The following is a 25,888-nucleotide window of genomic DNA, read 5'->3' on the forward strand; positions in this document are numbered from 1 at the left end:
AGGATGGGATGACCGCCCAGGTGAGACTGCCGCCTGGGCTCTAAACGGTTTGATGCAAAGCTTTGCTACTGTGGCGGCTGGTCTCCAGGCCGCGATTGCAGATCAGGGTTGCTGCTCGTGCTCTCTGTATTTTTTGTTGGAACTTTGAGAGACAAGGTGTTGGTCAGACGGAAGCGGATGAGGCTTTCGGACGGGATCTGAACTTGCTCGCCGCGGGTGATGGTGTTTGCGCCTGCACCAACACCGCCGCCTGCGGCTGCGCCGATCGCTGCTCCTTTGCCGCCACCGAGGATGCCACCGAGGATAGCACCGACGGCTGCTCCACCACCGACTTTCTCGGCTGTGTTTTTGCCGCGACCCTTGCCCTCGACGCTGTAGGGTTCGGTGGTGACGGCGAGTTTTTCGCCGCGGCGGGTGATGCTGGTGAGTTCGACAGTGAGGAGTGAGCTGCCTTTGTAGTGGGCTGCTTCCTGCACGGCAGAGACACGGCCTGTGACGGCGGTGCCCTGACGGATGACGACGAGGTCGTCGAGGATGATGTCGGTGGCGACGGTGCCGGTGAAGGTGTCGCCTTGTTGCGTGGTGGCGCTGTCGAGGGTTTGCGTGATGCGGATGGGGATGGTCGTGTCGGGCGGAACTGTGATGCTACGGAACTCGGGCACGGGTGGTGGGGGCGGGGGCGGCGGTGGGAGCTCCTGCTGCGGCGGGGGCGGCGGTGTGGCTGCTGCTTCCTGAGGGGGCGGAGGCGGTTGGGCGGGAGCGGGCTCCTGGACGATTGGGGCTGGCTTTGGCTTCGCTGCTGGTTTTGGGGTGGGGAGTTTCTTTGGCGCGACGGGTGCGGGCGTGGGCGGCGGTGGGACGACTGCGGCAGTCATGGCCACGGGAGCCTGCACGGAAAGATTGTTGACTACGGTCTTGATGCCGGCGACTTGTGCGGCGTCAGCGGCGGCGAGGGAGCGCGCTGCTTCACTGCTGACGGTTCCGTTGAGGGTGGCGACTTTGTCCTGAACGGAGGAGTTGATCGGTTCGGACTTGAGGGCGTCATCGTTGGTGAGGCGGGTTTGCAGGGCAGCGGTCAGGCTGGCGTCGTCGGTAGGGACGGCGGGTGCGGAGCTTTTGCATCCGGCAAAGCTGAGTGCGATGGCGAGAGAGCCGATGGCCAGAAGAGCGCGTGTGGCGGAGAGAGAGCGGTTGGCGTACATGAAACCCCTTTCGTGCGTCGAGGGAGACGCTCTGCGAACACTGTAAACCACTGAACAGGTATCCGATGCAGCGTCTTAGACGGAAGTTTCGAGTGAACCGGGTTTGCTCGTTTTTCGCGGAGGATGATCTTGTTATTGACTGTTAGACGAGGCGGTTCAGGAAAGATATCAGCTTGCTTTCGGCAAAAAGTGAAAAGCGAGCAGAGAGGAGGTTTGCGGCAAATGACCGTAGTGAGGGGTTTGGCGCGCAACCTAATTGGAGTGCAGGGCATCTTCCTAGACACAGCGAAGTTGCGATTGCCCGAGCAATCGAATCGAGTGAAGATTTGAAGTGGTTTTCGGATCTGATGGATTGGAAATCTAAGAAGTTGAGATATAAAGGCGGAAGGCAGATTCTGAACCGAAGCCTGAAAGAGGAGAATGAGTATGTCAGATAACGACGAGAGTGTGAGTGGATTGGGTTGGTTCCTGGCGGGACTGGGCATCGGTGCCCTTGTCGGTGTGTTGTATGCCCCAAAGGCCGGGAAAGAGACGCGAGAGGATCTGGTCGCGAGCGCTCTTGATGCCAAGGATCGGGCTGCTGTCCTTGCCCAACAGGCGCAGGATCGTGCGGCAGTTCTGGCGCAACAGGGTAAGCAGCAAGTGAACGAATATGTCGATCGCGGCAAGGAGTACTACGACAAGGGACGGACGCAGTGGGCTCAATATGTCGAGAAGGGGAAGGGCCTGGTTCAGGAACACGCCGATAAGGTATCTTCTGCGATCGACGCGGGCAAACAAGCGTATGTGAGCACGACGGGCGAATCCAACTCGTAGAACAGTTCTGGTCCTCGTTGTCGTCGTTTCTGATAGTCTAGGCCCGGTCGACCCCTTGCTGGCGGCCGGGCCTTATGATTTGTTATCTCGTAACTTGAGGGATTGAGAGACTTTATGGAAGCGATGCGGATCGTGATGTCAGGTATGTGGCTGCAAGATGCGGACTCGCTTTCTTCAGGGAACTCGCGGCTATTGATGGTCTTCGTTGGAATGGTGGCCGTTGCGCTGATCGCACAGGCGGTTGCTTTGATTGCGATGGCTGTCGGCGCGGCGAAGACGCGGAAGCGTGGACTTGAGATTTTTGAAGAGATACGCGCGAAGCTGACGCCGGTTTTGGAAAACTCTCATGGGTTTATTCAAGAGACGACTCCGAAGATTAAAATCATCACCGACAATCTGGTCGAGACGAGTCATGTGGTTCGTGCCAAAGCGATGGAGTTCGATGCGACTGCGAGCGATTTGAACTCGAAGACGCGCGCGCAGTTGGACCGGGTGGATGGGATGGTGACTTCGGTTCTGAATACGACGAACGACATCTCGGAGACGGTTCAGCGCGGGATCAAGTTGCCGGTTCGGGAGTTCAATGGCCTGGTGAATGGGCTGAAGGCGGGGATAGATGTTTTGGTGGGTCGGGCGAAAGGGCCGGGCAGGAACTCGCGGCGGGATACTGATCCGGGCTGGTAGGAGCTTTTGTTTTGTTCTCGGACTCAGGAGTTAGTGGACCGCTTTGGGCTTTTGTTGAGGATGAGGAAGAAAGCAACAGCAGATCCCCTTCGGGATGACAACCAGAAAAGCGGCAACTAGGAAATCAATGGTTTTTCTGGTTAGGTGATCCAACCGCCTCCGACTACCTCGTCTTCCTGGTAGAAGACGGCGGATTGGCCGGGGGTGATGGCGCGTTGGGGCTCGTCGAAAAAGGCGTGGACGGTTTCGGCGTCTACGCGGGTGAGCGTGGCCATGGCCGGGGTGTGGCGATGGCGGATCTTGATGCTGACACGGATGGGTTCGGTAAGCTCGGGGATCGAGATCCAGTTGAGGCGGTTGGCGAAGAGGTCGCGGGACTGGAGATCTTCGTCTGAGCCTACGGTGACCTGGTGCGAGTCAGGGTGGATGGCGAGGACGTAGAGCGGGTTGGGGCTGGTGATGCCTAGACCCTTGCGCTGGCCGACGGTGAAGCTCTGGATGCCTTCGTGGTGGCCGATGACTTCTCCGGTGGTGGTGACGAGTTCGCCCGCTGTGTTGGGGAGGTCTTCGCCCTGCTCGTCGAGGTAGGCCTTGAGGAAGGTGTTGTAGTCGCCCCCTGGGATGAAGCAGATCTCCTGCGAGTCGGACTTTTGCGCTACGGCAAGGCCTGCGTCGGCGGCCATCTGGCGGACGGCAGGCTTCTGCATCTCGCCGAGGGGGAAGATGGTGCGGCTGAGCTGCTCCTGCGTGAGGCCGAAGAGGAAGTAGGTCTGGTCCTTGGACTTGTCTTCGGGGCGGGAGAGGATCCAGCGCTGGCGCGTCTCGTCGAAGCGGTTGCGTGCGTAGTGGCCGGTGGCGATGCGATCTGCGCCGATCTGACGGGCGGTCGTGAGGAGCTGGTCGAACTTGAGGTGATTGTTGCAGAGGGTGCAGGGGATGGGCGTGCGGCCGGCGAGATACTCCGATACGAAGGGCTTAACGACGTCGGCTTCGAATCGCTCCTGCTGGTTGACGACGTAGTAGGGGATGTCGAGCTGCTCGGCTACGTGGCGAGCGTCGTAGACGTCGTCGATGGAGCAGCAGCGGCCCTGGACGGCTTCGGGCATGCCCTCATGTCCTGCGAGGCGGCGCTGGTTCCAGAGCTGGAGGGTGAGGCCGACGAGCTCGTGACCCTGAGCGCGCAGGAGTGCGGCGACGGCGGAGGAGTCGACTCCTCCGGACATGGCGACCGCAATCGTGTTGTTGGGCTCGGTGGGCATGGAATTGTTCGGGGGCACCGCGGGATGACTTCGCTGAAATAGCCTGAGAAACCTTGCGATGAGGCGCGTCCTCTGACGCACTCTTCCAGTATATCAACGTGTGGAGAGAGTTCGTTGGTTAGTGCCCGCTGGAATAGATTGCGGGATTGATGGCGCTTTGCCTCAATCCGCTTGGGACGATTTCAGTTTGAGGCGGTGGGGTGGGCTGCCTGTGAGACCTTTCCGATCTTGGGGGAGGTGTTGGCGATTGGGTAGAGCGAGATACTGTTGCTGGTGAGGATGGCTAGCTGCGTACCATCGGGGGCTAAGGCGAAGGACTGCTCGGCGAGAGAGACGGCGGGATTGATGGAGAAGAAGAGACGCTTGCCGTCGCTGGCGCGGTAGACGCTGACCTCCTGCTCCTTCAGGTCCTGCTTGTGAAAGTAGGCGCCGCGTGCTTTGGCGACGTGGGCGCGGACGACGCGGACGGCGAAGTCGTCCTGATTGCTGCTGCTGGAGGATTGCTCGATCTCTTCGGAGGAGCCATGGCCGTTGAGGATGGGATGGCCGTCGAGACGTATGAGGCGATACCAGTTTTGAAGAGGAGACTGGGTGCAGCCGACGAGGAAGACGGAGTCCGGCAGCGGGGTGGAGATGTTCGGATGGCAGACGGAGTTGATGTTGGCGATGGTGTGTTCGGTGTGGTCCCAGCGGAGCTCGCGGATGCGCCAGCGGTCGTGACCAACGGTGTTGACTCTGATCTCTCCGGCGTCTGAGAGAACGGGCGGAGGCAGCGAGGAGCTTTGACGGGTGGTGAGCAGGACGGTGAAATTTTGATCGAAGAGTTGAACGTCGGTGTCCTCTTCGGGGTCGATGTGGAGGACGTCGACTAGCTGCTGGTGACTGGTTGGGGTGTGCCGCTCATGCAGGGTTCCGACGGCGATGTAGCTGCCTGAGGGGGAGGCGGAGACGAAGACGAGTTGGCCGGGGACGGGGGCCTCGCGGAGAACGTTGAGGTTGGCGTCGAGGAGGCGCAGATGATGGCCGAGGTGAACGAGGATCTGACCGGGCGCGGCAGGCCAGATGAACTGACCTTCTCCCTGGATCTGCCAGTCGACCATCTTTTTAATCTTGAGCGTGGCGGGGTCGAGGAGCACGGCTCGGACGGTGCGCATGGATTCGGTGCGGATGCCGGCGGGGAAGCGCTGGCGCAGCTTATGAGGGTCGTAGGTGAAGAGAAGGTTCTGGGCGTCGAGGTAGGCGAGGGTGGATTCGTAGTCGAAGGCGGAGTATTCGCGGGTGTCGTGAGGGACGAAACCGAAGGCGGCAGTGGAGAGGGTACGTGAGGCGTGGACTGCCGCGATATCGGTGGAGTCGGGGACGAGGGAGCAGGGGGCGGTGCAGATGCTGGTCTCGTCGATCTCGGGTGGGGGCGGCGGGGGGAGGGGGAGCGGGTTTGGGTTCGGGTGGTGGGGGCGGTGTTGCTGCGGCGGTGAGGTTGGGGGGTGTGGAGTTTTCTGCGAGTTCCGGTTTCGGTGTGGGTGCGACCGAGCCGCGAGGCATGAGCACGAGTTGGGTGGCGCCTTCGAGGCGGATGTTGTCTTTGAGGGACGTGAGGACGGAGGCTCCGTCGGGACCGGTGCCTACACTGAGAGTGACTTTTTTAAGGCCGATGACCTGTCCGGCCTGGATGACTTTGGGGGTCTTGTCATCGGAAGATTTTCCGTTGAGGCTCATGTCATCTTTGCTGGCTATTGGTGTGGCTGCATGGGCTGAGGATCCGCCGCCCCCCAAGCCTCCTCCGCCTCCCATGGACATGTGAGGTTGCGTGCTTGATGCGCCGAGGTTTGTGCTGGAGTCTCTGAGCGGCATGCCTTCATCGACTTCGGGGGCGGCGATGAGGGCGAAGAGTGTGAACTGAATGGGCGCGATGCGGCCGTCACAGTCGGCGTGGTCGAAGGCGATGGTGAGGCTGGATCCTTTGCTTTGTTTTGTTCGCTTCTCGATGGCGACGATGTGGCCGGTGACGGCGGAGCCGGTGCGGAGATGACAGGAGGGGTCATTCCAGTCGACGCGGGCCTTCGCGAAGACCGGAGCTCCCAGTGCAAGTTTGTTGGCGTCCACGGGCGCGAGCAGTTCGGCCTGGAGGGGGGCCTGGGGGTTGATTCTGCGATCTTGTTTTTCGCGCGAAGATTGAGCGCGGCTGAAGCTAACGAGGACAGCTATCGTGCAGATACAGAGGAGAGCCCGGTGCATCATGATGAAGCCTTCACTTTTAGCGATGATTTTAAGTATGGCAGAAGTCTGGGCCACAGGTATAGCTGCGAGACGTTGTTTCTGGGAGGGTTTTTGCAAAAAAAGAAGCCGCGTTGAGTTTTCCATTTGCGATGGAAACTCAACGCGGCGTAAATGCAAGAACGAAAGACGGCTATTGGTTATTTGTCGTGGTGGCTTGGCGGGGATAGATGGCCTGGAGGGTGATGATCTCGTAGGGCTTGATGGGAACGGTGACTACGTCGCCGGTTAAGGGGAGATGTCCGCCTTCGGGCTTCTCCATCATGTTGGATTCGACGGCGTAGGTGGCGCCGTGGGGGATGTGGAGTTTGACTTCGGTTGGGGTACCGGCCCACTCGTACATGCGGAAGACGAGAGCGTCGGAGTCTTCGGCTTTTTTGATGGCGGTCAGGGTTACGTTGGGGTTTTCGACTTCGGCCCATGAGGATTGCGCGGGCAGGGTGCCGGTGTGGGCGAAGACTTGGGTGGCTTTGAGTGGGTCGTTGAGCTCGTAGCCGCGACGGACGGTCTGGGCTTGCTTCCAGGAGCCGGTGTGGGGGTAGATGGAGTAGACGAAGTGCTGGTGACCGCGGTCGGCGTCGGCGTCAGGCCAGGTGGGGGAACGCAGGAGCGTGATGCGGAGGGTGTTGCCGACCGCGTCATAGCCGTACTTTGAGTCGTTGAGGACGGAGAGCCCCTGGTTGGCATCACCGAGGTCGGCCCAGCGCATGGCTGGGACTTCGAACTGGGCTTTCTCCCAGGAGTTGTTGCGAGTGGTGGGCCGCTCAATGGAGCCGTAGGGGATTTCGTAGGTGGCTTTAGGTGCGGTTGCGGCTAACGGGAACGCGGCTTTGAGGAGGACGTGGGATTCGTGCCAGTCGATGTCATTGGAGATGTCGACGTGGTCGGCGCCGGCGTCGAGAGAGATGTTCTGGGTGAAGGTGGAGTTTTGCCAGTGGCGAGAGATGCGGATGCTCTTGCGAAGGGGGCTGTACCGGATGACATGAATTGAGTCGACGTGATCGATGATGGTGGGGGCTTTATCGAGTGTGCCGGGATCGATGTTCCATGCGTCGTACTGCTTCGGGGTGTCGACGAAGGCTTGTAGCTGGTTGCCGCAGGAGTTTGGGGCCAGATACTTGTGAGTGGCTGCCGGATCGCTGATCTGGGTGATGCAGCCAGTCCTGGAGTCGATGGACACTTTTAGCTTGTCGTTGGCGAGCGTCAGGTCGGAGGGTGCGGTTTCGTAACCGCGCGGCTGTTTGGCTGATGACGCGGTTGCGTGCAGAACGCTGTATCCGAGTGCGGGTACATCAATCGTGGCGAGTACGGTGTGCTCTCGACTATTTGATCCTTCGTTCAGATCTTCGTATGGAAGCTTGTTTCCGGCGTCATCGGTGAGAGCTAGTTCACCGACTTCGGGCGTTTGGACATTGATCTGGATTGTTTCTTTGCGTGGCCATGCAAGCGTGTTCGTAACCAGTATCGGTTCGCCCGGTTGATTCGCTGTGTTGATCTGGTCGGCGAGGGTTTTGACGGAGGCGTTGTTGATGAGTGCGTCGGAGTTAAAGACTTCGGTGTAGTCGCGCTGGGCGTCTTTGTAGATGATGGCGATGCCTGAGCCGGCTGCGAGGTCGTGGAACTGGTTGAAGGTGATTTTTTTCCAGCTCTCGGTGAGCTCGTCGGCCGGATAGGGGCTGCCGGCGAGCCATGCGAAGGAGGCTAGTTTTTCTGCGTCGAGAGTTGCGACTTCGCTGTTGCGCATGTTGCGTTTGTGCGCAGCTTGCGTGGTGTAGATGCCGCGGTGGTATTCGAAGTAGAGCTCGTCTTTCCAGGTGGGGATGCCTAGTGCGCCGTTTGCCGCTGCTGGTGCGGTGTAGCCTTTGGCGATCGAGTCGTAGTTCCACGTGGGGGAGTTGGAGTTGAGGTTTTTTTCTACGTTGGTGAAGTACTGCTGCGCGGTGTGGTAGCGCATGGTGGGGACTGCGTCGTGATCTTTTGTGCCTGCGGCGATCCAGTGGTCGGCTTGATCGAGCATGGCGCGGGTGGGACCGCCGCCGTGGTCGCCGATGCCGTAGAGGTCGAGCATCTCGGTGGTGCCGGGGTTGCGGTCAGCGGACTCGGCGAAGTCAGCGGAGATGCGGGTGGGGTTTACGTTGTCGTGGACGTAGTCGGTGGGGAAGTAGGTCAGGACCTTGCTGCCGTCGGGCGATTCCCACCAGAAGAGGCGGAACGGGAGCTGATTGGTGTCGTTCCAGTGCATCTTCTGCGTGACGAAGTAGTCGAGGCCGGAACGTTTGTAGATCTGAGGGAGCTGCCAGTTGTAGCCGAAGGAGTCTGGGTTCCAGCCGATCCGGGCGGTGACGCCGTACTCCTTCTGAAAGTAGCGCTGGCCTACGAGGAGCTGACGGATTTGTGACTCTCCGTCGGGCAGGTTGAGATCGGGTTCGACCCACATGCCGCCGACTATTTCCCAACGACCCTCTTTGACTCGCTGACGGATCTGGTCGTTGAGGGCGGGATACTTTTCGGCCATCCACTCGGTGTATTGTGCGGCGGATTGCGAGAAGGTGTAGTCGGGATACTCATTCATCAGTTGGAGCGCGGTGGTGAAGGTGCGCTTGACTACGTCGACGGTCTCGCTTTTGGGCCAGAGCCAGGCGGCGTCGATGTGAGAGTTTCCGGCTAGGTCGATTTTGGCTTCAGAGAGAACCGGGTGGAGGGCGATGAGAATCTCCTGCGCGTGGCGGAGGGATTTGTCGAAGGCGGCCTGGTCGGCTGCGGCTAGGGCGTTGGTGTCGATGGATGCTACGGCTTCTTCTACTTTGGGGAGGAGATCTTTGCGCGGGGGTGCGAGGGAGGGGAGGATATTTGCCGCGGCGATGCACTGGATGCGGATGTCATCGGGGGATGGGCGGGCGGTGGCGCCGGTTGCGTCGGGGTTGGGTTCGATGCGGAGACTGATGCCGGAGAAGGTTTTGTCGTCGACGGTCTGGAGGAGCTTGACGGCTACGAGGATCTTGTCGCCGGGCTTGGCGGGTTCGAAGAGGATGATGGGTTCGAGGTCGTCGCCGAGGGCTACGCGGCGGCCGTTAAAGTAGATGACCTCGGGGATGGGGCCATTGGCTCCGGCGCGAAACTGAAACCAGATGCGGGAGCCGGTGAGGTCGTATCCGTTGAGGGTCTTGGGAACTTCGATCTCGCGGCGGTACCAGACGGCTTCGTGAGGAGCTTTGGATTTAGGAGCGACGAGTGGCCAGGAAGAGTCGTCGAGCGAGGGAGATTCGCCGTGGGGGACGTCGCCGGCGTGGAAGTGCCACTCGCCGGCGGGAAGGGCGTTGAGGGTTTCGAGGGTGTGGAGTTTGGCGATGGCGGCGGGGGAGAGGTTTTTTTGTTCTCGAACAGGGGTGAAGGATTGGGCGAGCAGCGTGGTGCAAGAGAGCAGGAGGGCGAGCGGAAGCCGGCGAAGGAGCATGAAGCCAAGGTTAGCAAAAGATGAGGCTTCGGGAGAAAAACGGGCGTTTGGATGGAGAGAATCTTTGAGGCTGACGAGTTTCGGAAGTGCTGCTACTCTTTCGTGCATGATCAATCTGCGAGTGTGTTCTGCTGCTGTCCTTGGGTTGGGTTTTTCAATGGTTGGAACGGTGTTGGCGCAGAATACGCTTGCGCCGGACGCGGTGAAGGGAATCGGTGACGCTGCGGCTGATGTGATGAAGTCAACCGGGGTGCCGAGCGCTTCGGTCGCGGTCGTGCAGGGTGGGAAGGTAGCGTTTGTGAAGGCGTATGGGAAGGCACGGCTGGAGCCAGTGTTGCTGGCGGAGCCGGGAATGCAGTATTCGATTGGCTCGGTGAGCAAACAGTTTACGGCGGCGTTGATTTTGCTGCTGGTGCAGGATGGCAAGGTGAAGCTGGATGATCCGGTGGGGAAGTATTTGCCGGAGCTGACGCGAGCGAATGAGGTGACGGTGCGTCAGGTACTGTCGATGACCTCGGGGTATCAGGATTTTTGGCCCGAAGATTATGTGATGACCTCGATGATGCAGCCGGCGACTCCGCAGTACATTCTGGATGTGTGGGCAAAGAAGCCACTGGACTTCGAGCCGGGGACGAAGTGGCAGTACTCGAATACGAACTATGTGATTGCGGGGCGGATTGCGGAGATCGTTGCGGGCAAGCCGTTGATTGAGCAGTTGCAGGAGCGGATCTTCAACCCGTTGAAGATGAATGGAGTGTTGAACTCGGACGCGAGCAGGCTGCCGGCGACTGATCCGACTGGATATTACCAACATGCACTGGGACCGTTGCGTCCGGCGCCGCAGGAAGGCGCGGGGTGGATGTTTGCTGCGGGAGAGCTGGCGATGCCGGCGAGCGATCTGGCGCTGTGGGATATCAGTTTGATGAATCGGACGCTGCTGGCGCCGGCTTCTTATGACGAGATGTTTCGCGAGGTGAAGCTGAAGGATGGTACCGGGACACACTATGGTTTGGGAGTGCAGGTGGGAGACCGGGATGGGCATCGCTTCGTGTCGCATAGCGGGGAGGTGTCTGGGTTTGTGTCGCAGAATGTTGTGTATCCCGATGACAAGGTGGCGGTGACGGTGCTGACGAATGAAGATGCTTCGAGCGCGGCTGGCGCGTTGGCGAAGAGGATCGCTCCGCTGGTGCTGGGCGGTGATATGTCGGCTGGGACTGCTGCGGCAGAGAAGCGTGCACTGGATATCTTTACCGGGTTGCAGAATGGGAAGTTGGACCGTACACAGTTGACGGCGCTTTGTAATGGGTATTTCACGGACGAGGCGGTGACGGATTTCTCAAACAGCTTGAAGCCGCTGGGAGCGCCGAGCAACTTCAAACAGACGGATGAGGAGTTGCGCGGCGGAATGACGTTTCGGTCCTTCAGTGTGAGCTTTCCGGACAGGCAGTTGCGCGTCACAGTCTATGAGGAGCCGGACGGGAAGCTAGAGCAATACCTGGTAATTCCATCGGGGAGCTAGTTTGCGTTGAGAGGCGGCGTTACGATGAAGGATAATGGGTCGTGGTTGTGCGAGGAGTCTGGCTGCTTGCGACTGCTTTTGTCACGTCCTTTCTTGTTTCGCTTGCCCATTGCGGCTTTCTCCTTGAATCAATCCTCAGGACGGTAGAACAGACATGGAACTCTGGACAGAATATGAAGGACGAACGATTGATGGAGCGTTTCCTCTTACGAAGCTGATACGGCCCGAAGGCAGGAGTGCTTTCTTTTCGACTTCGGATGGTGTTGGTGGACCGACGGTCATACGGCTGATCGAATCGCACTTTGATGATGAAGAGATCCTGGTGCGGTGGCGCGGGATTCAGGTGCTGAATCACCCCAATCTGGTGAAGCTGATTCAGTTTGGTCGGGTGACGCTGGACGAGACTTCGCTGGTTTACGCAGTGATGGAACCGGTCGACGCCAACATGGGCGAGATTGTTGCCGAGCGGCGTTTGACGACGGAGGAGACCAAGCAGATTGGGACGAGCTTGTTGATGGCACTTGAGGCGCTGCACTCGAATGGCTTTGTGCATGAACATATCGAGCCGGCGAATGTGCTTGCTGTCGGTGAGGCGATCAAGCTGCGAAGCGACTGCATTCGGGAGACTCCCGAGGGGCAGGAGGGTCGCGATCTGAAGAGCCGGGATGTGCACGATTATTCGGTGGTGTTGCTGCAGGCTCTGACGCAGAGCAAGACGCTTGAAGAGGCGAAACGGTATATGCCACTGGCTGCTCCGTTCAACGAGATCGTACCCAAGGGAATGAGTGGGGAGTGGGGGCTGGAAGAGATTCATACGGCGTTACGGCCGGATACGGTGCAGGTAGGGACTCGTCCGGTGGTAACGAAAGCGACCGATGCGGGAATAGTGGCGCAGACCGTGGTGGAGCTTCCGTCTTACCCGACGGAACGTGTTCGGGTTCCTGTGGAGGCGGAGTCACGCGGGATAGAAGGACGGCGGCTGGCGATTGGTGTTGGAGCGATGCTGCTGCTGGCGGTGGTTGCGCTCTTTGTGCATGGACGTGCGTCGAAGGCTGGCGGCGCGGTGCAGGCGAATGCTGTGGTTCCTGCGATTGCGACGGAGGGGAGTGAAGCGGCGCCCGCTCCTGCGCTGGAGGCGCCTGCTGAGCGTGGCTCAGTGGCTGCTCCTGCCTCTGTGGCTGCGCCGGAGGCTTCTGTGCCTGCGACGCCGACAACTGCAACAAACGGTGCCGGACAGTGGCGGGTGGTGGCGTTTACGTATAACCGGGAGGCGCAGGCACAGGAGAAGGCAGCGAGCGTTGCGGCGAAGCATCCGGATCTGCGGCCTGAGGTGTTCACGCCCAACGGACGTGCTCCCTATTTGGTGACCGTAGGGGGCACGATGAGCCGTGATGAGGCGTTTGCGCTGCTGAAGAAGAGGCACGCAGAGGGGCTGCCTGGCGACAGCTATGCGCAGAACTATCGTCGATAGGGCGTTAGCTTTCGATCGTTAGTCGTTCATATTCATCCGGGCGTGCTTGAAAGCGAAGTCGCTGACGTGAACCCAGCCGCGGAAGGGCAGGTTGACGTCGGCGATTGCGAGTAGGACGAGAGTGATGAGCAGGGTGAAGAAGAAGACCTGAGCCACGTGGAGGGTCCGGTTGGCGGCACCGAAGAGGGAAGCCGAGAGTATGGTGACGAGGCCTCCAACCAGGAGAACGGCCCACAGGATGGTGGGAAGACGGTAGACGCTTTGAATGAGACGGGTGCGCCGATGCTCGGTGAGGGAGCTTAGTTCGGTCATTGCGTGGTCCTGGGCGACGAGTTCGGAAGGGCTGGCAGCCTTGATCGAGGTGAGGGTCTTCCACATGTCGCGGTCGAGGAGATGGCTTTCTTCGGGGATTTCGCCGCGATGCAACTCGGGCCAGTCATAGTTGATGACAGCGTCGGCGTAGGCTCGGGTCTGCTGTTCGAGGAGGGTGCGTTGGGGAGCAGGCAGGCCCTCGGCGATGTTATAGACGTTGCGCAATGAGTTGGCTTCGAGGTCGGTGTTGACGTTTGCCTCGCCGAAGTTGGTCCAGACTGTGTAGAGCATGAAGCCGAGGATGACGGCATAGGTTGTGCCAAGGATGCCGAGTTGCCAGCCGATCAGATCGTTGTGCACTGTCCGCCGTTCGCGAGGCCAGAAACGGTTGAGAATCGCCATGAAAAGCATGGAACAGGTCATCGTCACGACGAGGATCACAATGTTTTGCGTCAGAGTCAGCATTAAGGATTGAGCATCTCCGAAGGGGATGGTCTCCAAGCTTATCGAAGTTTGGGTGGATTGCTTCTGTTATTTTTTTTCTGCTGAGTTCAGACGTCTCGACGGTCGGAGTGTGACGGGCGACAACAGGCCAGGTGGAATGCGGGGGCGGGTGAGTTGATTTGGCAACTTCGGTCAGAATGCCGGAGATTTTTGGATGGGGAAGAGAACTGCAACAGCAGATCCCCTCCGGGGATGACAACAAGAAAGGCAAGAACGAAACAACTACAGCGGCAACGGCACCCTCGATGGCGGGGTACTGCGGGGGGTGGGTTTGGATTGGGTTGGAAACAGGGAAGCGCCGCTCTTGATGGGAGCGGCGCTTCTCTGTTTGCGGTGCGGGGATTATTCGTTCCAGTCTTTTTCTTTCTTCTCGGCGGGGATGGGTTCGGAATTGGCGAGGGGCTTTGTAATGTCGTCGAGGTAGGCGGGAGTGCCGTCTACTCGGACGAGGGTGGGGTAGCGCTCGCCTTCGTGATAGTCGATGTCGGCGGTGGTGACGAATGCGTCGCTTTGCAGGATGAAGTGGATTGGCTCAGAGGTTCCCTTTGCCTGTTTGATTGCGGTCTTGAGAGCGTCACCGGAGAAGACGTTGCCGTTGACCGCGATGATCTTCTGTCCAGGGAAGAACTTGGCCTTGTCGGCGGGACCGTTCCAGCGAACGTCGGTGATGGTGCCGTCGCTGCCGATGCGGAAGCCAAGGGAGTACCAGACATTGACGGAGCTGCCGCGACGGCTGCCGGATTCAGCGACGGTGTGCTCGGACTTGGAGGGCTTGTCGGTGTAGACGAGTTTGTAGCCGCCGCGTTCGATGCCGGCGAGGTCGGCGCGTGGATTGAGGTTATCGATGCGCTCGTGGATGAAAGTGGCCCAGTCGTACGGCATGACTTGGTTGAGATCGGCGACTAGCTCGTCACGGTTATAGGTCACGATGAGTGGGCCGGTGTTGCCGCCTTTGCCGAGGAAGATGTGAAGGAAGTCGGTGAGGGACTTCTTGTTGTCAGTCTTCTGGCGGATGAGGGTGTCGGCGTCGAGCCAGAAGAGCTCGCCTTCCTGGTAGTAGTCCTGGCCGCGCTTCCAGTTGGACCAGGCGGGGTTCCCGCCGCGGAGGATGCTGGCGGAGATGGCGGTGTCTTCGGTCGAGCGCCACTCGCGGCCGGGTCGATAGTCGAGGCTGGCGGCGGAGAGGGCGAGGATGTCGCGGTACTGCTCCTGCGATTTGAGGCCGGAGCGGGCGGCGAGGACGTTGCCGAGGTATTGGGTCATACCTTCGTAGACCCAGAGGAGCGAGCCCTGCTGCATCTTCTCGAAGTCGTCTTGGTAGAGGTTGAAGGGGCGACGGTATTTGCCGTTCCAGGAGTGAGTGAACTCGTGGGAGAGGAGGTCGGATTCGGCGAGTTGATGCATTGGGTCGGAGAAGCCTTTTTCGCCGACACCATTGTCGGAGGACTGGCCGTGCTCGAGGCCTTCGCCGCCAGCTACGTCAGAGAGGGTGAGGAGGAAGTGGTAGACGTTGTAGTGGTGCGAATCGTAGGCGGCACCGGCTTCGCGGACGAGGTTGTTGAGTTCGGCGAGCAGTGCGGGGCGGAGGTTGGAGTCTTCGGGTGAGTCGGAGACTACGTCGATGTAATGTTTCGGCGTGACCTCAGGGGCGAGGGCGAACTCGTGGAAGTATTGGCCGGTGATGACGGGGGAGTCTTCGAGCTGCTCGACGGTGGTGGGGGCGTAGTGGGTGAGGCCGCCTTTAGGATTTTGGGGATCGTAGCCGTCGGTGGGGGTGAGTGCCGTGCCGATGCCCCAGCCTGTGGGAACCTTCACTGACGGCTGGACGGCGATTTCTTTGACGGGAGTCTTCGCGGGATAGAGAAGGAGTTTTTCCCATTCAAGGACGGCTAGTTTGTCGCTGACGCGGGCGGTGACGATGCAGTCGAGATGGGCGTGGAGGGTGGTGACGCCGGCAGGGACGGTTACGTGGAACTCGTAGAGGTCTTCATCGTCGCGGCGCCAGGGGAGGACTTTGCCGTTAGCGGTGAAGACAACGCCGGTGATGTCGTCCACGGGACCGGTGGGGCGGTGGTTGCCGGGGATCCACTTGGGAGAGGTGAGAGAGACGGGGCCGGCCTTGACGGGGATGTCGATCTCGGCGTGATAGAGCTTGCGGGGCGCTTCGGAGAGATCGGCGGTGATCTGGATGGGCTCTCCGAGATGGGGTATCTGGCTAGCGGCGCTGTTGGTAGGAAGTTTGACAACCTTGGCGGCCGTCTTTTGGGCCTGGAGGAGGCCAGGAGTTCCGAAGGTGAGAAGGGCTAAAGGCAGAATGGCGGTGCGGTTGATCATGAGTAGAGAATTTTCCTCTCGAAGCAGGATTTTAGATATTAGATGGAGACGGATAAGGCTGAGGAAAGTACGCAGACTGGTTGTCGCAGGCTGCGTCCTTGTTCGGGATTAGGAGTTAAGGCAGGATTCGATGGCGGCTACGACGGCGGGGTCGTCTGGAAGGACTTCGGGGGAGAAGCGGGCGGCGACTTTGCCGTTGCGGTCGATGAGGAACTTTTCGAAGTTCCAGAGGATGCCGGGTTCGGGATTGGTGGTGGCGCCGTGCTGCTGAAGGAAGCCGTTGAGGTTTTCGCGAAAGGCTTCGCGACCGGGACTGGTGGCTTTGGGTTCGGCGGCGATGAGCGACTGGTAAAGGGGATGGGTGTCGGGGCCTGTGACGGCGATCTTGGAGAACATGGGGAAGTCGACGCCGAAGGTGGAACGGCAAAAGGTCTGGATGTCCTCGTTGGAGCCGGGTTCCTGGGCGCCGAAGTCGTTGGCAGGGAAGCCGCAGACGACGAATCCGGAGTTTTTGAAGCGGGCGTAGATCTTTTCTAGGGCGTCGTACTGGGGAGTCAGACCGCACTTGGAGGCGACGTTGACGATGAGGAGGACTTTGCCACGGTAGTCGGCGAGCGAGGTGCCTTCGCCGGTGATTTTGTGGACGGGGATGTCGTAGAGAGCGGCGAGGGACATGGATTCTCCTGAAACTGTATTGAGTCGATTATAGGTGTGGCAAGGATTCCCGGAATGGCTTGCGGAGGTCGATATTGGTTTGGGTCTTTTACGTCTTCTTTATGACTTTTTCGAGGGATTGGGTTGACGGAGGCGGTAGGATCTAAATCGTATGTCATTTGCAGATTCGATTATTGGCAGGCCCCTCGCAACTAGTGAGGAGCGGGCAGAGCACATTGGTGTAGCTGCGGGAATTCCTATTTTTGGCCTGGATGGGCTGACGAGCGCGGCGTACGGGCCTGAGGCAGCGATGACGCTGCTGATTCCGTTGGGGATCGGCGGGGTTGAGTACGGCTGGCGGATTATCGGGGCGATCCTGATTTTGCTGGCGATTGTGTACTTCAGCTATCGACAGACGATTGCGGCGTATCCGGGTGGCGGCGGAAGCTATACCGTTGCGTCGGAGAACCTGGGGGAGAAACCGGGGCTGCTGGCAGCGGCGGCGCTGATGATCGACTATATTCTGACGGCAGCGGTGGGGATTTCGGCGGGTGTGACGGCGCTGACGTCGGCGGTGCAGGGTACGCGATTCGCAGGGCTGCAGAGCCATACGCTGCTGATCTGCCTGATTATCCTTGTGATTCTCGCGTTGGTGAACATGCGCGGTGTGAAGGATACGGGAACGGCATTCATGCTGCCGACGTTCCTTTTTGTCAGCACGTTGCTGGCGTTGATTGCGGTTGGGATGTGGAAGACGATTCATGCTGGTGGGCATCCGATGCCGATGGCTCCGATTCCTGCTGCGTTGCCGGCGACGGTTGGGACGCTGGGGATCTGGATGCTGTTGAAGGCGTTTGCGAGTGGATGCGCGGCGATGACCGGGGTCGAGGCTGTATCGAATGGAGTGATGGCGTTTGGCGAGCCGAGGGTGCAGCGGGCGCAGCGGACGCTGACGGTGATCATCGGAATTTTGATGGTGCTGTTGTTCGGGATCGCTTACCTGGCGAAGACATACCGGATTATGCCGATGGATCCGGATGCGGCACACTTTCAAAGTTTGCTTAGTTTGCTGGTGACTGCTGTCTTCGGGCGCGGATGGTTTTATTATCTGACGTCGGGCAGCGTGTTGGTGGCTCTGGCGTTGAGCGCAAACACGGCGTTTGCTGACTTTCCACGGCTCACACGCGCGATTGCGCTGCATGACTATCTGCCGCATGTGTTTATTCTGCGCGGGCGGCGGCTTCTGTACTCGCATGGGATCTATGCTCTGACGGGATTTACTGCAGTGATCCTGATTTTGTTTGGGGGCGTGACCGACCGCTTGATTCCGCTGTATGCGATTGGAGCGTTTCTTGCTTTTACGCTCTCGCAGGCCGGAATGGTGGTGCACTGGAAGAGGGGCGAGGCTCATCCGGGACGCGGCTGGCATATGTTTGTGAACGGTGTCGGTGCCGTGGCGACAGGGATTACGACACTTGTTGTGCTCGTTGCAAAGTTCCGCGCAGGGGCTTGGGTGACGGCGCTACTGGTACCCGTTCTGATCGGGGTTATGTGGGTGGTGAAGCGGCATTACTCGCGGGTGAAGCGTGAGATGGCGGACCTGGCACCGTTGAACCTGGTGAATCTGCAAGAGCCGTTGGTGGTGATTCCGATGGCTCGGTGGGACCGGATCACGGAGAAGGCGATGCGGTTTGGGTTGTTGCTTTCGAAGGAGATCAAGGTGGTGCATATCCACTCGGATGATGAGGAGTGCAGCCTGGAGGACATCTGGGAAGATCTCGTGATGGCGCCGATCAAGAAGGAGGGGCTGCAGGAGCCCGAGTTGGTGACGATTCCTTCGAACTATCGGTTCGTTGTTACTCCGCTGATGGATTACATTTTGGAGCTTGAGGAGAAGAATCCTGGGCGTAAGGTGGCGGTGCTGCTGCCGGAGCTGGTGGTGCGGCATTGGTGGGAGAATGCGCTGCATAATCAGCGGGTGCAGTTGTTGAAATTGCTGCTGCTGGTGAAGGGAAATCAGAGGATTGTGGTGGTTAATATTCCCTGGTACCTGTGACGCCGTTTTTGCTGGGTGTTTTGAGAAAAACGGCTGTTTTGGCGTGGTGTTTTGATGGTGAATTTGTGGTGAGATGCGTGGTGAAACGTGGTGTTTCGCCGCGTGTTTTTCCTCGACGGAAAATGCGCCAACTTTTTGGGATTTATTTTTGAGCTGTGCTGGCCGCCTCTTGCGAGGCGGCTTTGTTTGCTCGATTAGGCGGGAATGAGGGTGGTTTTGTTCCAGGTGGGGCTCAGGTCGCGGAGCCGGGCTACGGCGGCAGGGATGAGGGCGAGGGCTTCGTCGATCTCTTGGGCGGTGGTGAGGCGGGAGAGAGAGAAGCGGATGCTGGCGCGGGCGCGAGCGGGAGAGAGGCCCATCGCGGTGAGGACGTGGGAGGGCTCAGTGGCGCCGGACTGGCAGGCAGAACCTCCGCTGACCGAGAGTCCCTTGAGGTCGAGGGCGATGACGAGAGCTTCGGCTTCGACGTGATCGAAGTAGAGGCTGGAGGTGTTGGAGACGCGAGGGGCGCCTTCGCCGTTGACTCCGCGCTCCTCTACTTGAGAGAGGATGCCTTGCTCGAGGCGGTCGCGAAGGGCGGTGAGGTGGGTGGGGCCGTCGATGGGGCTGTCTTCGGCGAGCCAGATGTTGGCTAGTTCGGCGGCTTTGCCGAGGCCGACTATGCCGGCTACGTTTTCGGTTCCGGCCCGGCGTTGGCGCTCGTGGCTGCCGCCGTAGAGCATCGGGGCGAGGCGGACGTTGCGGCGAACGAAGAGGGCGCCGATGCCCTTGGGGGCGTAGATCTTGTGGCCGGAGATGGTTAGGAGGTCGACGTCCTTGAGCGCGCCCTTGGGGCTGAGGTCGAGTGGGAGCCGGCCTACGACCTGAACGGCGTCGGTGTGGAAGAGCGCGCCGGATGCATGGGCGATGGCGGCTAGCGCGGCGATGGGCTGGATGACGCCGGTCTCGTTGTTGGCGAACATGACGCTGACGAGCTTTGTCTCGGGGCGGATGGCTGCGAGCAGAGCGGTGGGCTCGATGACACCTTGTGGGGTGCTGGGGAGAATGGTTACTTCTATCTTCTTTTTGGCGAGGGCCGCGGCGGCGCGGAGGATAGCGTCGTGTTCGATGCTGGTGGTGATGAAGTGAGCCGGTGCGGCAGCATTCTCGAGTGTGCCGAAGAGGGCGAGGTTATCGCTCTCGGTGCCGCCGGAGGTGAAGACGATCTCGGAGGTGCGGCAGTGGAGCAGATGAGCGATCTGGTCGCGGGCGTGGTCGACAGCGGCGCGTGCGAACTGGCCCTGTTGATGGATGGAGCTGGCGTTGCCGTAGTGCTCCAGGAAGAAGGGACGCATGGCTTCAAAGACTTCGGGCAGGAGAGGCGTGGTCGCGTTCGCGTCCATGTAGATTCGGCGCATGTCTTCTATTTTACTGTGAGGTACTCCGGGTCTCGTTTTGCGACCGATAAATCGAGCGCAGGGCAGTATGATGACCCATCGGTTCCACGCTAGCGACTCAACAGATGACTTAGAAGGTTGGCACATGCCATACGGAGCGGCACGCGTGTGCGATCGCTCTGGCGAGGTACGTTTTTCGATGGATTCAACTGACCACAACGTTCCGAGGAGATCTAAATGAAGATTGCAGTCTTGATGTTGCTTTCGTGTTTGATGTTCGGCGTGAATAGGGACTGTCTTGCAGTTGACTCGGACAAGTCGGCTGAGAACGCGGCTTTGATTCGCGCGCACCATGATTCTATGAATCGCGGCGATTGGAAGAATGCGTCGACCTATTACGCCGAGGATACGAAGAACTTTGGAACGCCGGGTGGACGTCAGCGCCTGCAAATGGTTTATGAAGACATCTGGACGACGTTCCCTGATTTTCGTCTCGACATCATTGATTTGATTGCGAAGGACGATGTGGTCGTTGTTCGTTGCCGCGAGAGCGGCACTCACCTTGGCGTTCAGAAGCGATCAGTGAACGGCGGCTTATTGATTGGAGTGCCTCCTACCCATAAACACTTCGAGGTCGAGGTGATGCATTGGTACAAGATGCGCGATGGCAAGATCGTCGATCATTACGGCGCTCGGGATGACGTTGGCATGATGGAGCAGCTTGGGCTATTGGCTGCGCCACAGCTTAAACCTTAGGTGAGGGAAGCGTTTCGGTCTGCGCGTTAGCGCGTTCGAAGGTGAGATTGACTGAACGATTGCCGACTGGTCTGGTGCGGTGACGGACGCCGCGCTTGACGGTGATCATGTGGCCCGGCAAGAGCTCGACAGTTTGGTCGTCGAAATCAATGAAGAGGCCACCTTCCAGCGCGAGAAAACTCTCGTCAGAGTCGGGATGGCAGTGCCAGTGATAGGACTCGGTCATGACGCTTATACGGACTTCATGATCGTTGACGCTGGCGATGGAATGGTTGTTGTAGCCGGCTGCTGTTGCTGATTCGGCCGAAAGGCTTATGACTTCGAAGGAAGGATTTTGCATGTATTACTCCATGCTATTGTTTTGCGATTGTACCGCGCTGCGGATGGCGCTCGCGCCTTGCATGGAGTGGATCTATTGAGTAGTAATAGCGATATGAACAAGCAAGAAAGACGGTTGGTGATGGACGAGTTAGCCTCGAGTGAAGCGAGGCTGCTGGAGTTGGTGCGTGGATTGTCCGAGGAGCAGTGGAGCTTTCGCGAGACGCCGGAGCGATGGTCGATTGCAGATAACATCGAGCACCTGGTTGTGTTTGAAGGATTCATTCGGTCGGCGATTGCAAAGACTCTGGAAGGGGCGGCGGAGCCCGAGAAGAAGGCGGAGGTTGGTGCGAAGGAGCCGTTCGTTCTCGGGATCGCGAGTGGACGGAGAAACAAACTGATTGCTCGGGAAGGGGTTCGTCCGACGGGGAGATGGCCGGATCGGAATGAGTTAGTTTCTGAGTTACAAAAGACAAGGGCGGTTACAGTTGCATTCGTTGCGCAGACGGAGGCGAAACTGCGCGATCATTTTTTTCCCCATATTTCGTTAGGGGATCTGGACTGTTATCAGTGGTTGGTGGTGTTGGGACAACATAGCACTCGGCATACGTTTCAGATTGAGGAGATCAAGGCTGACCCGGCGTTTCCTGCTTCGTAGAGTCAATGGCTGCGTGTGTGAACTACTTGTGACATAAGTGCGATTGAAACCTGATAGGCTTAGCGCGGCTCTGCGCTCTGGCGCGGGGATTCTATGAAATTTTTGGAGAGATGACATGATGAAGCGGATGGTTGTGGCGTTGGCGCTGGCTTGTTGTTGCGCGACAGGGATGCAGGCGCAGGATGCGAAGGGGCCGAAGATCGCTCCAGGGACGATGATTGCGCCGGCGAAGAGCTTCGATGGGATGCTGAGTGATTTTGAGGGCGAAATGGTGCCGCTGGCCGAGGCGATGCCGGCTGAGAAGTACGACTTTGCACCGAGTGCTGCGATCTTTGTGCCGGGGCAGGGAAGCGAATATGCAACGGTGAGCACGTTTCGCAAGATGGTGCTGCATATTGCATCGGCGAACTACTACTATGCCAGCAAAGTGGGCGCGATGAAGCCGGATGTGGATGTGAAGGCGCTGGCGAATATCAAGGACAAGGACGCGGCGGTTGCGGCGCTGAAAGCTTCCTTCGTGTTTGCACATAAGGCGTTTGCGACGCTGACTCCGCAGAACGCGTTTGAGAGTGCGGATGGGACGAATACGCGAGCGAGCCTGGCGGGCGGATTGGTGGCACACGCATCCGACCACTATGGGCAACTGGTGGAGTATCTGCGGATGAATGGGATTGTGCCTCCTGCCAGCAGGAAGTAACGGTCTGTTTTTTTATGGAATGATTAGAAAGAGCAGCCTTTTCCGGCTGCTCTTTCTTTTGGGCGACTTGCTATTCGCCTAGCATAATGCGCTGGATGCGATGGGCGCGGCCGGTGGCTCCGTCGCAGTTGATGAGGGCGGCGCACATTTTGGGGTTGCCCTTGGCGGGCTCGAACTTGCCGGGCATTCCTGTGAGGAAGCGGGCTAGGACTAACTCTTTTTCTACGCCGATGACGGAGTCGTAGGGACCGGACATGCCTACGTCGGTTTGGTAGGCGGTGCCGTTGGGGAGGATGCGCTCGTCGGCGGTGGGGATGTGGGTGTGGGTGCCGAGGAGAGCGGTGACGCGGCCGTCGAGATACCAGCCGATGGCTACTTTTTCGGAGGTGGCTTCGCCGTGGAGGTCGAGGAGGATGACCTTAGCGGTGATCTTGCTGAGGAGCTCGTCGGCTTTGCGGAAGGGGTCGTCGCAGGAGGACATGAAGACGCGGCACTGGAGGTTCATGACGGCGTAGGTCTGGCCGGTGGGGAGTTCGCCCTCGTAGACGCCGAAGCCGGGGGTGCCGACGGCGTAGTTGGCGGGGCGGAGGACGCGGCGGCCGCGGACGTGGGAGTCGGCGGGGACGGTCATGTATTCGAAGATCTCGCGCTTGTCCCAGATGTGGTTGCCGGTGGTGATGACGTGGGCGCCGAGATCGAAGAGCTCTTCTGCGATGGAGGGGGTGATGCCGAAGCCGCCGGCGGCGTTTTCTCCGTTGATGACGAGGAGATCGACGGCGTTGGTTTCGAGGACGTGGGGGAGGTGTTCGCGGACGATGTGGCGGCCGGCGGAGCCAAAGACGTCGCCGACAAAAAGGATGTTCACTGAAGAAGTTTACATGTTGGGATGGTGGAGAAATGGCTGTGCGGATGAGAGAGTGATTGCATCCTCGGCTGGGTGTGGTAGTTTTTTTGCATGGCACAGAGCGGACGGTTTCAGTTGAGCGTGCGAATTTTGGCGGTGCTGGCGAGTGAGCCGGATGCAATGCATACTTCGTCTGCGATTGCGGAGGAGCTGAAGGAGAGCGCCGTGATGGTGCGGAGGGCTTTTTTGCTGCTGCATAAGGCCGGGCTGATTGAGCAGAAGAAGGGGCCGCATGGTGGCGCGAAGCTGAAGGTTCCGGCGAAGCAGATCGGGCTCGGCGATGTGTTTGAGGCGTCGGCGGGCGACTGGTTGAGCATTGAGGATAAGGCTGTGAGCGCTTGGATCAAGAAGGTGCGCGGGGATGCAGTGGCGGCGATGAATGAACACTCGCTGGCTGGTGTGGTGAAACGGTTGAAGAAGAAATAGATTTTGCAGATTGGGTTTTGTGGTTGGCCTCGGTGAAAAACCGGGGCTTTGCTGCGTTGGGGGAGAAGCTGGTGCGGTCAGTATTTTGGCGGGAGGCCGATTGCTTTGATGATGGCGCGATAGCGCTCGTCGGAGTGGAGGAAGTCGTAGGCCGGATCGTTCTGGATCCAGAGGAGGAAGGGGGCACGTTGTTGTCGCGCCTCCTCCAACGAGGCGAGCGTCTCATCGCGGCGGCCGAGCTGGGCGTATTGAAGGGCAAACTCCATAGGCGAGACGTATTGTGTTGCAGACTGCTTTTTGAAGTTGGCCAACTGTTGCAGGAGTAGAGCCTGATAGCCGCCCTTCTCATACGTACGCCGGATGTTCTCGGCCTCCTCTTTATTACCTGTCAACTGCAATGATTTTTCCCACTCCTCTGCCGCCTTCTTCAGGTCACCTTTCCGTCGGTAGGTGTCGCAGAGCATCCAGTGAAGGCTTAGATCCTGAGGTGTTGCTTCCAATCGTGAATGAATGTCGTCGATGGCAGCGTCGTACAGTCGCGCGTCTTCGAGGGCCAGAGCCATAGCGAAGGGTCGCTCAAATGGGTCCAGTTCCATGGCTTTTTTTTCCGATTCGATGGCTTCGCTATGGCGGCCAAGTGCACTCCATACCTTTGCGCGGAAGTGATAGGGCTCGGCAAAGTCGGGATTGAGTTCAATCGCGCGTTCGATCTCCTGCTCTGCCTGCGGCCAATTCCAATTAAAGAACATGTTCGCGCCAAGTGCGAGGTGCGCCCAGGGAAGCGAGGGATCGAGTGCAACTGCTTTGTTGGCTGCTTCGATTGCCTGCGGAATGGCGACTCTTGGGTCGAGGTTGTAGAAGGCGCCTTGACCGTAGTAGGTGGCAAGGCCAGCCCAGCCGGGTGCGTAGTCCGGTTGCAGTTCGATGGCTTTTCGGAAGTATTTGCCTGCTGCTTCGTTGTCGCCCTGAAACCAGATATAGCGCCCGCGGAGGTAAGCGTCGTGGGCATCAGGATTTACATATCGAGCGGAAGCGGGTTGAGGAGTGGCGCCGCCGAGCCGTTTTGCGATTGCTTGTGCGGCTTCATTAGGGAGCGTGACGATGTCGTTTGCGTTGCGGTCGTAGCTCTCAGCCCATAGGTGCGTGTCGGTTGGGGCCTGGATGAGCTGGATGGTCATGTGGACCTTGTCGCCGGAGCGGGAGATGGAGCCCTCGAGGATGCCGTCGACGCCGAGTTCACGGGCTATCTCCGGGAGGGGGCGATGGGCTCCCTTGTACTGCATGGCGGAGGTTCGGGAGACGATGCGGAGGGTGGAGTTTTTGGCGAGCATGGTGGTGAGCTCGTCGGTCATGCCGTCGGCGAAGTAGTTCTGGGCGGGGTCGCCGGAGAGGTTATCGAGAGGGAGGACTGCGAGGGAGGTGATCCTGGGCGCTGTTAGGTGGTTCCGGTTTCGCAGGGCGCGTGTGCCGAGAGTAACCGCGAGGATGAGAAGGGCGAGACCGGTTAACGCGAAGAGCCAGATGAGAAGACGTGAGCCGCGGGGTGGTGGCGGGTCGTCTTTGCTGGGAGACATTAACGCTTCAGGCGGGGGGGCTTCATTGCCTAGTGGAGGGTCTTGTATGGCGACTGCGCCGGTTGACGGCGGAGGCGGGTTGATGTCACCCACTCTTCGATTTCTGGTGGTCGAGGTTTGGTCGGTGTGTTGCGTGGTCGAGGTGACGGCTTCGTCGGAGGCCTCGACGATGGATCCGATGAACCGGTAGCCCTTGCCGGTGACGGTCTGGATAAAACGTGACTGCACGGGATCGTCGTTCAGGACTTCGCGGATTTTGCGGATGGCGGTGTTGATTCCGTGCTCGGTGTCGACGAAGACTTCGCGGCCCCAGAGATGCTCGGCGATCTCGGTTCTGGTGACGAGATTGCCGTTTCGCGCTGCTAAAAGGACGAGCAGCTCCAACGGCTTCCGTTCCAGCTTCAGACTGCGCCCGGCCCGGTACAGCTCGAAGCGGTCGCAATCCAGTCGGAAGTCACCGAACTTATAGACCGAGACGGTCACAGGAGCGTACTCCTTTGTGGTGGCAGTATAGCTCCGGCGGATGAAGGGAGGTAGATCCTTTTTGGTTTCATGAAGTTGCCGCTTTACCTCTACTTCACCTCGACTTCACCTTCTCTGTATTGCGCCTGAATGATTCGCGGAGCATAACTCTCTACGA

Annotated in this window: 21 protein-coding genes; 9 read left to right on the forward strand and 12 right to left on the reverse strand. The window is 59.2% G+C overall.

Translation table 11 applies throughout. From position 1 onward, the window contains the following. Positions 1 to 65: 65 nt before the first annotated feature. Positions 66 to 1,202 (reverse strand): BON domain-containing protein, encoded by a 1,137-nt coding sequence (locus tag RBB77_RS09410; RefSeq protein ID WP_353066777.1) that lies wholly within the window; start codon positions 1,200 to 1,202, stop codon positions 66 to 68. A gap of 426 nt (positions 1,203 to 1,628) precedes the next feature. On the opposite strand from RBB77_RS09410, the gene RBB77_RS09415 reads away from it, so the two are divergent. Beyond that, positions 1,629 to 2,018 carry a YtxH domain-containing protein gene (locus RBB77_RS09415; RefSeq protein ID WP_353066779.1) on the forward strand — a complete coding sequence of 130 codons (390 nt, stop codon included), beginning with the start codon at positions 1,629 to 1,631 and terminating at the stop codon, positions 2,016 to 2,018. A gap of 114 nt (positions 2,019 to 2,132) precedes the next feature. After that, a complete protein-coding gene (locus tag RBB77_RS09420; protein WP_353066781.1) occupies positions 2,133 to 2,702 on the forward strand; it encodes a hypothetical protein in 570 nt (189 codons plus the stop codon). Positions 2,703 to 2,842: 140 nt separating this feature from the next. On the opposite strand, the gene mnmA is transcribed toward RBB77_RS09420, so the two are convergent. From mnmA to RBB77_RS09440, 4 genes are all read right to left on the reverse strand, one after another. Beyond that, entirely contained in the window at positions 2,843 to 3,961 is a 1,119-nt protein-coding gene (mnmA, locus tag RBB77_RS09425) for a tRNA 2-thiouridine(34) synthase MnmA (RefSeq protein WP_353066782.1), read from the reverse strand. 182 nt (positions 3,962 to 4,143) lie between these two features. Beyond that, complete coding sequence (locus RBB77_RS09430) at positions 4,144 to 5,115, reverse strand: hypothetical protein (RefSeq protein WP_353066784.1); 972 nt, start codon at positions 5,113 to 5,115, stop codon at positions 4,144 to 4,146. A gap of 40 nt (positions 5,116 to 5,155) precedes the next feature. Next, positions 5,156 to 6,199 carry a hypothetical protein gene (locus tag RBB77_RS09435; protein ID WP_353066786.1) on the reverse strand — a complete coding sequence of 348 codons (1,044 nt, stop codon included), beginning with the start codon at positions 6,197 to 6,199 and terminating at the stop codon, positions 5,156 to 5,158. A gap of 169 nt (positions 6,200 to 6,368) precedes the next feature. After that, entirely contained in the window at positions 6,369 to 9,797 is a 3,429-nt protein-coding gene (locus tag RBB77_RS09440) for an alpha-mannosidase (RefSeq protein WP_353066788.1), read from the reverse strand. On the opposite strand from RBB77_RS09440, the gene RBB77_RS09445 reads away from it, so the two are divergent. Next, positions 9,754 to 11,208, forward strand: a complete 1,455-nt coding sequence (locus RBB77_RS09445) for a serine hydrolase domain-containing protein (RefSeq protein ID WP_353066790.1) — start codon at positions 9,754 to 9,756, stop codon at positions 11,206 to 11,208. The two genes, RBB77_RS09440 and RBB77_RS09445, sit on opposite strands and share 44 nt — an antisense overlap. A gap of 154 nt (positions 11,209 to 11,362) precedes the next feature. Then, positions 11,363 to 12,679: a protein kinase domain-containing protein gene (locus RBB77_RS09450; RefSeq protein WP_353066792.1), complete on the forward strand. Its 1,317-nt coding sequence runs from the start codon at positions 11,363 to 11,365 to the stop codon at positions 12,677 to 12,679. An 18-nt stretch (positions 12,680 to 12,697) separates the two neighbouring features. On the opposite strand, the gene RBB77_RS09455 is transcribed toward RBB77_RS09450, so the two are convergent. The 3 genes from RBB77_RS09455 to RBB77_RS09465 all read right to left on the reverse strand — a co-directional run bounded on the left by RBB77_RS09455 (position 12,698) and on the right by RBB77_RS09465 (position 16,504). Continuing rightward, a complete protein-coding gene (locus RBB77_RS09455) occupies positions 12,698 to 13,456 on the reverse strand; it encodes a hypothetical protein (protein ID WP_353066794.1) in 759 nt (252 codons plus the stop codon). A 381-nt stretch (positions 13,457 to 13,837) separates the two neighbouring features. After that, positions 13,838 to 15,829 carry a M61 family peptidase gene (locus tag RBB77_RS09460; protein ID WP_353066796.1) on the reverse strand — a complete coding sequence of 664 codons (1,992 nt, stop codon included), beginning with the start codon at positions 15,827 to 15,829 and terminating at the stop codon, positions 13,838 to 13,840. A gap of 108 nt (positions 15,830 to 15,937) precedes the next feature. Further along, the gene (locus tag RBB77_RS09465; RefSeq protein ID WP_353066800.1) at positions 15,938 to 16,504 is read right to left on the reverse strand and encodes a glutathione peroxidase; all 567 of its coding nucleotides are present in this window, start codon (positions 16,502 to 16,504) and stop codon (positions 15,938 to 15,940) included. A 151-nt stretch (positions 16,505 to 16,655) separates the two neighbouring features. Here RBB77_RS09465 and RBB77_RS09470 point away from each other — a divergent pair, with 151 nt between their 5' ends. After that, entirely contained in the window at positions 16,656 to 18,539 is a 1,884-nt protein-coding gene (locus tag RBB77_RS09470) for an APC family permease (RefSeq protein WP_353066802.1), read from the forward strand. Between the two features lie 194 nt (positions 18,540 to 18,733). Here RBB77_RS09470 and RBB77_RS09475 read toward each other — a convergent pair whose 3' ends face one another. After that, a complete protein-coding gene (locus RBB77_RS09475; protein ID WP_353066804.1) occupies positions 18,734 to 19,936 on the reverse strand; it encodes a cysteine desulfurase family protein in 1,203 nt (400 codons plus the stop codon). 216 nt (positions 19,937 to 20,152) lie between these two features. On the opposite strand from RBB77_RS09475, the gene RBB77_RS09480 reads away from it, so the two are divergent. Then, the gene (locus RBB77_RS09480; protein WP_353066806.1) at positions 20,153 to 20,671 is read left to right on the forward strand and encodes an ester cyclase; all 519 of its coding nucleotides are present in this window, start codon (positions 20,153 to 20,155) and stop codon (positions 20,669 to 20,671) included. Here the strand turns inward: RBB77_RS09480 and RBB77_RS09485 are convergent. Further along, entirely contained in the window at positions 20,661 to 21,011 is a 351-nt protein-coding gene (locus RBB77_RS09485; RefSeq protein ID WP_353066808.1) for a cupin domain-containing protein, read from the reverse strand. The genes RBB77_RS09480 and RBB77_RS09485 overlap by 11 nt on opposite strands. A gap of 93 nt (positions 21,012 to 21,104) precedes the next feature. Here RBB77_RS09485 and RBB77_RS09490 point away from each other — a divergent pair, with 93 nt between their 5' ends. Then, positions 21,105 to 21,647: a DinB family protein gene (locus RBB77_RS09490; protein WP_353066810.1), complete on the forward strand. Its 543-nt coding sequence runs from the start codon at positions 21,105 to 21,107 to the stop codon at positions 21,645 to 21,647. Positions 21,648 to 21,762: 115 nt separating this feature from the next. Then, entirely contained in the window at positions 21,763 to 22,344 is a 582-nt protein-coding gene (locus RBB77_RS09495; RefSeq protein WP_353066811.1) for a DinB family protein, read from the forward strand. 70 nt (positions 22,345 to 22,414) lie between these two features. On the opposite strand, the gene RBB77_RS09500 is transcribed toward RBB77_RS09495, so the two are convergent. Further along, the gene (locus RBB77_RS09500) at positions 22,415 to 23,209 is read right to left on the reverse strand and encodes a TIGR00282 family metallophosphoesterase (protein WP_353066812.1); all 795 of its coding nucleotides are present in this window, start codon (positions 23,207 to 23,209) and stop codon (positions 22,415 to 22,417) included. Between the two features lie 90 nt (positions 23,210 to 23,299). Between RBB77_RS09500 and RBB77_RS09505 the strand changes: the two genes are divergently transcribed. Then, positions 23,300 to 23,674: an RrF2 family transcriptional regulator gene (locus RBB77_RS09505; RefSeq protein WP_353066814.1), complete on the forward strand. Its 375-nt coding sequence runs from the start codon at positions 23,300 to 23,302 to the stop codon at positions 23,672 to 23,674. A 77-nt stretch (positions 23,675 to 23,751) separates the two neighbouring features. Here the strand turns inward: RBB77_RS09505 and RBB77_RS09510 are convergent, their stop codons facing one another. After that, the gene (locus RBB77_RS09510) at positions 23,752 to 25,731 is read right to left on the reverse strand and encodes a winged helix-turn-helix domain-containing tetratricopeptide repeat protein (protein ID WP_353066816.1); all 1,980 of its coding nucleotides are present in this window, start codon (positions 25,729 to 25,731) and stop codon (positions 23,752 to 23,754) included. Positions 25,732 to 25,888: the final 157 nt, after the last annotated feature.

This window comes from Tunturibacter psychrotolerans, from assembly GCF_040359615.1.
In the GTDB taxonomy this organism is placed as follows: domain Bacteria; phylum Acidobacteriota; class Terriglobia; order Terriglobales; family Acidobacteriaceae; genus Edaphobacter; species Edaphobacter psychrotolerans.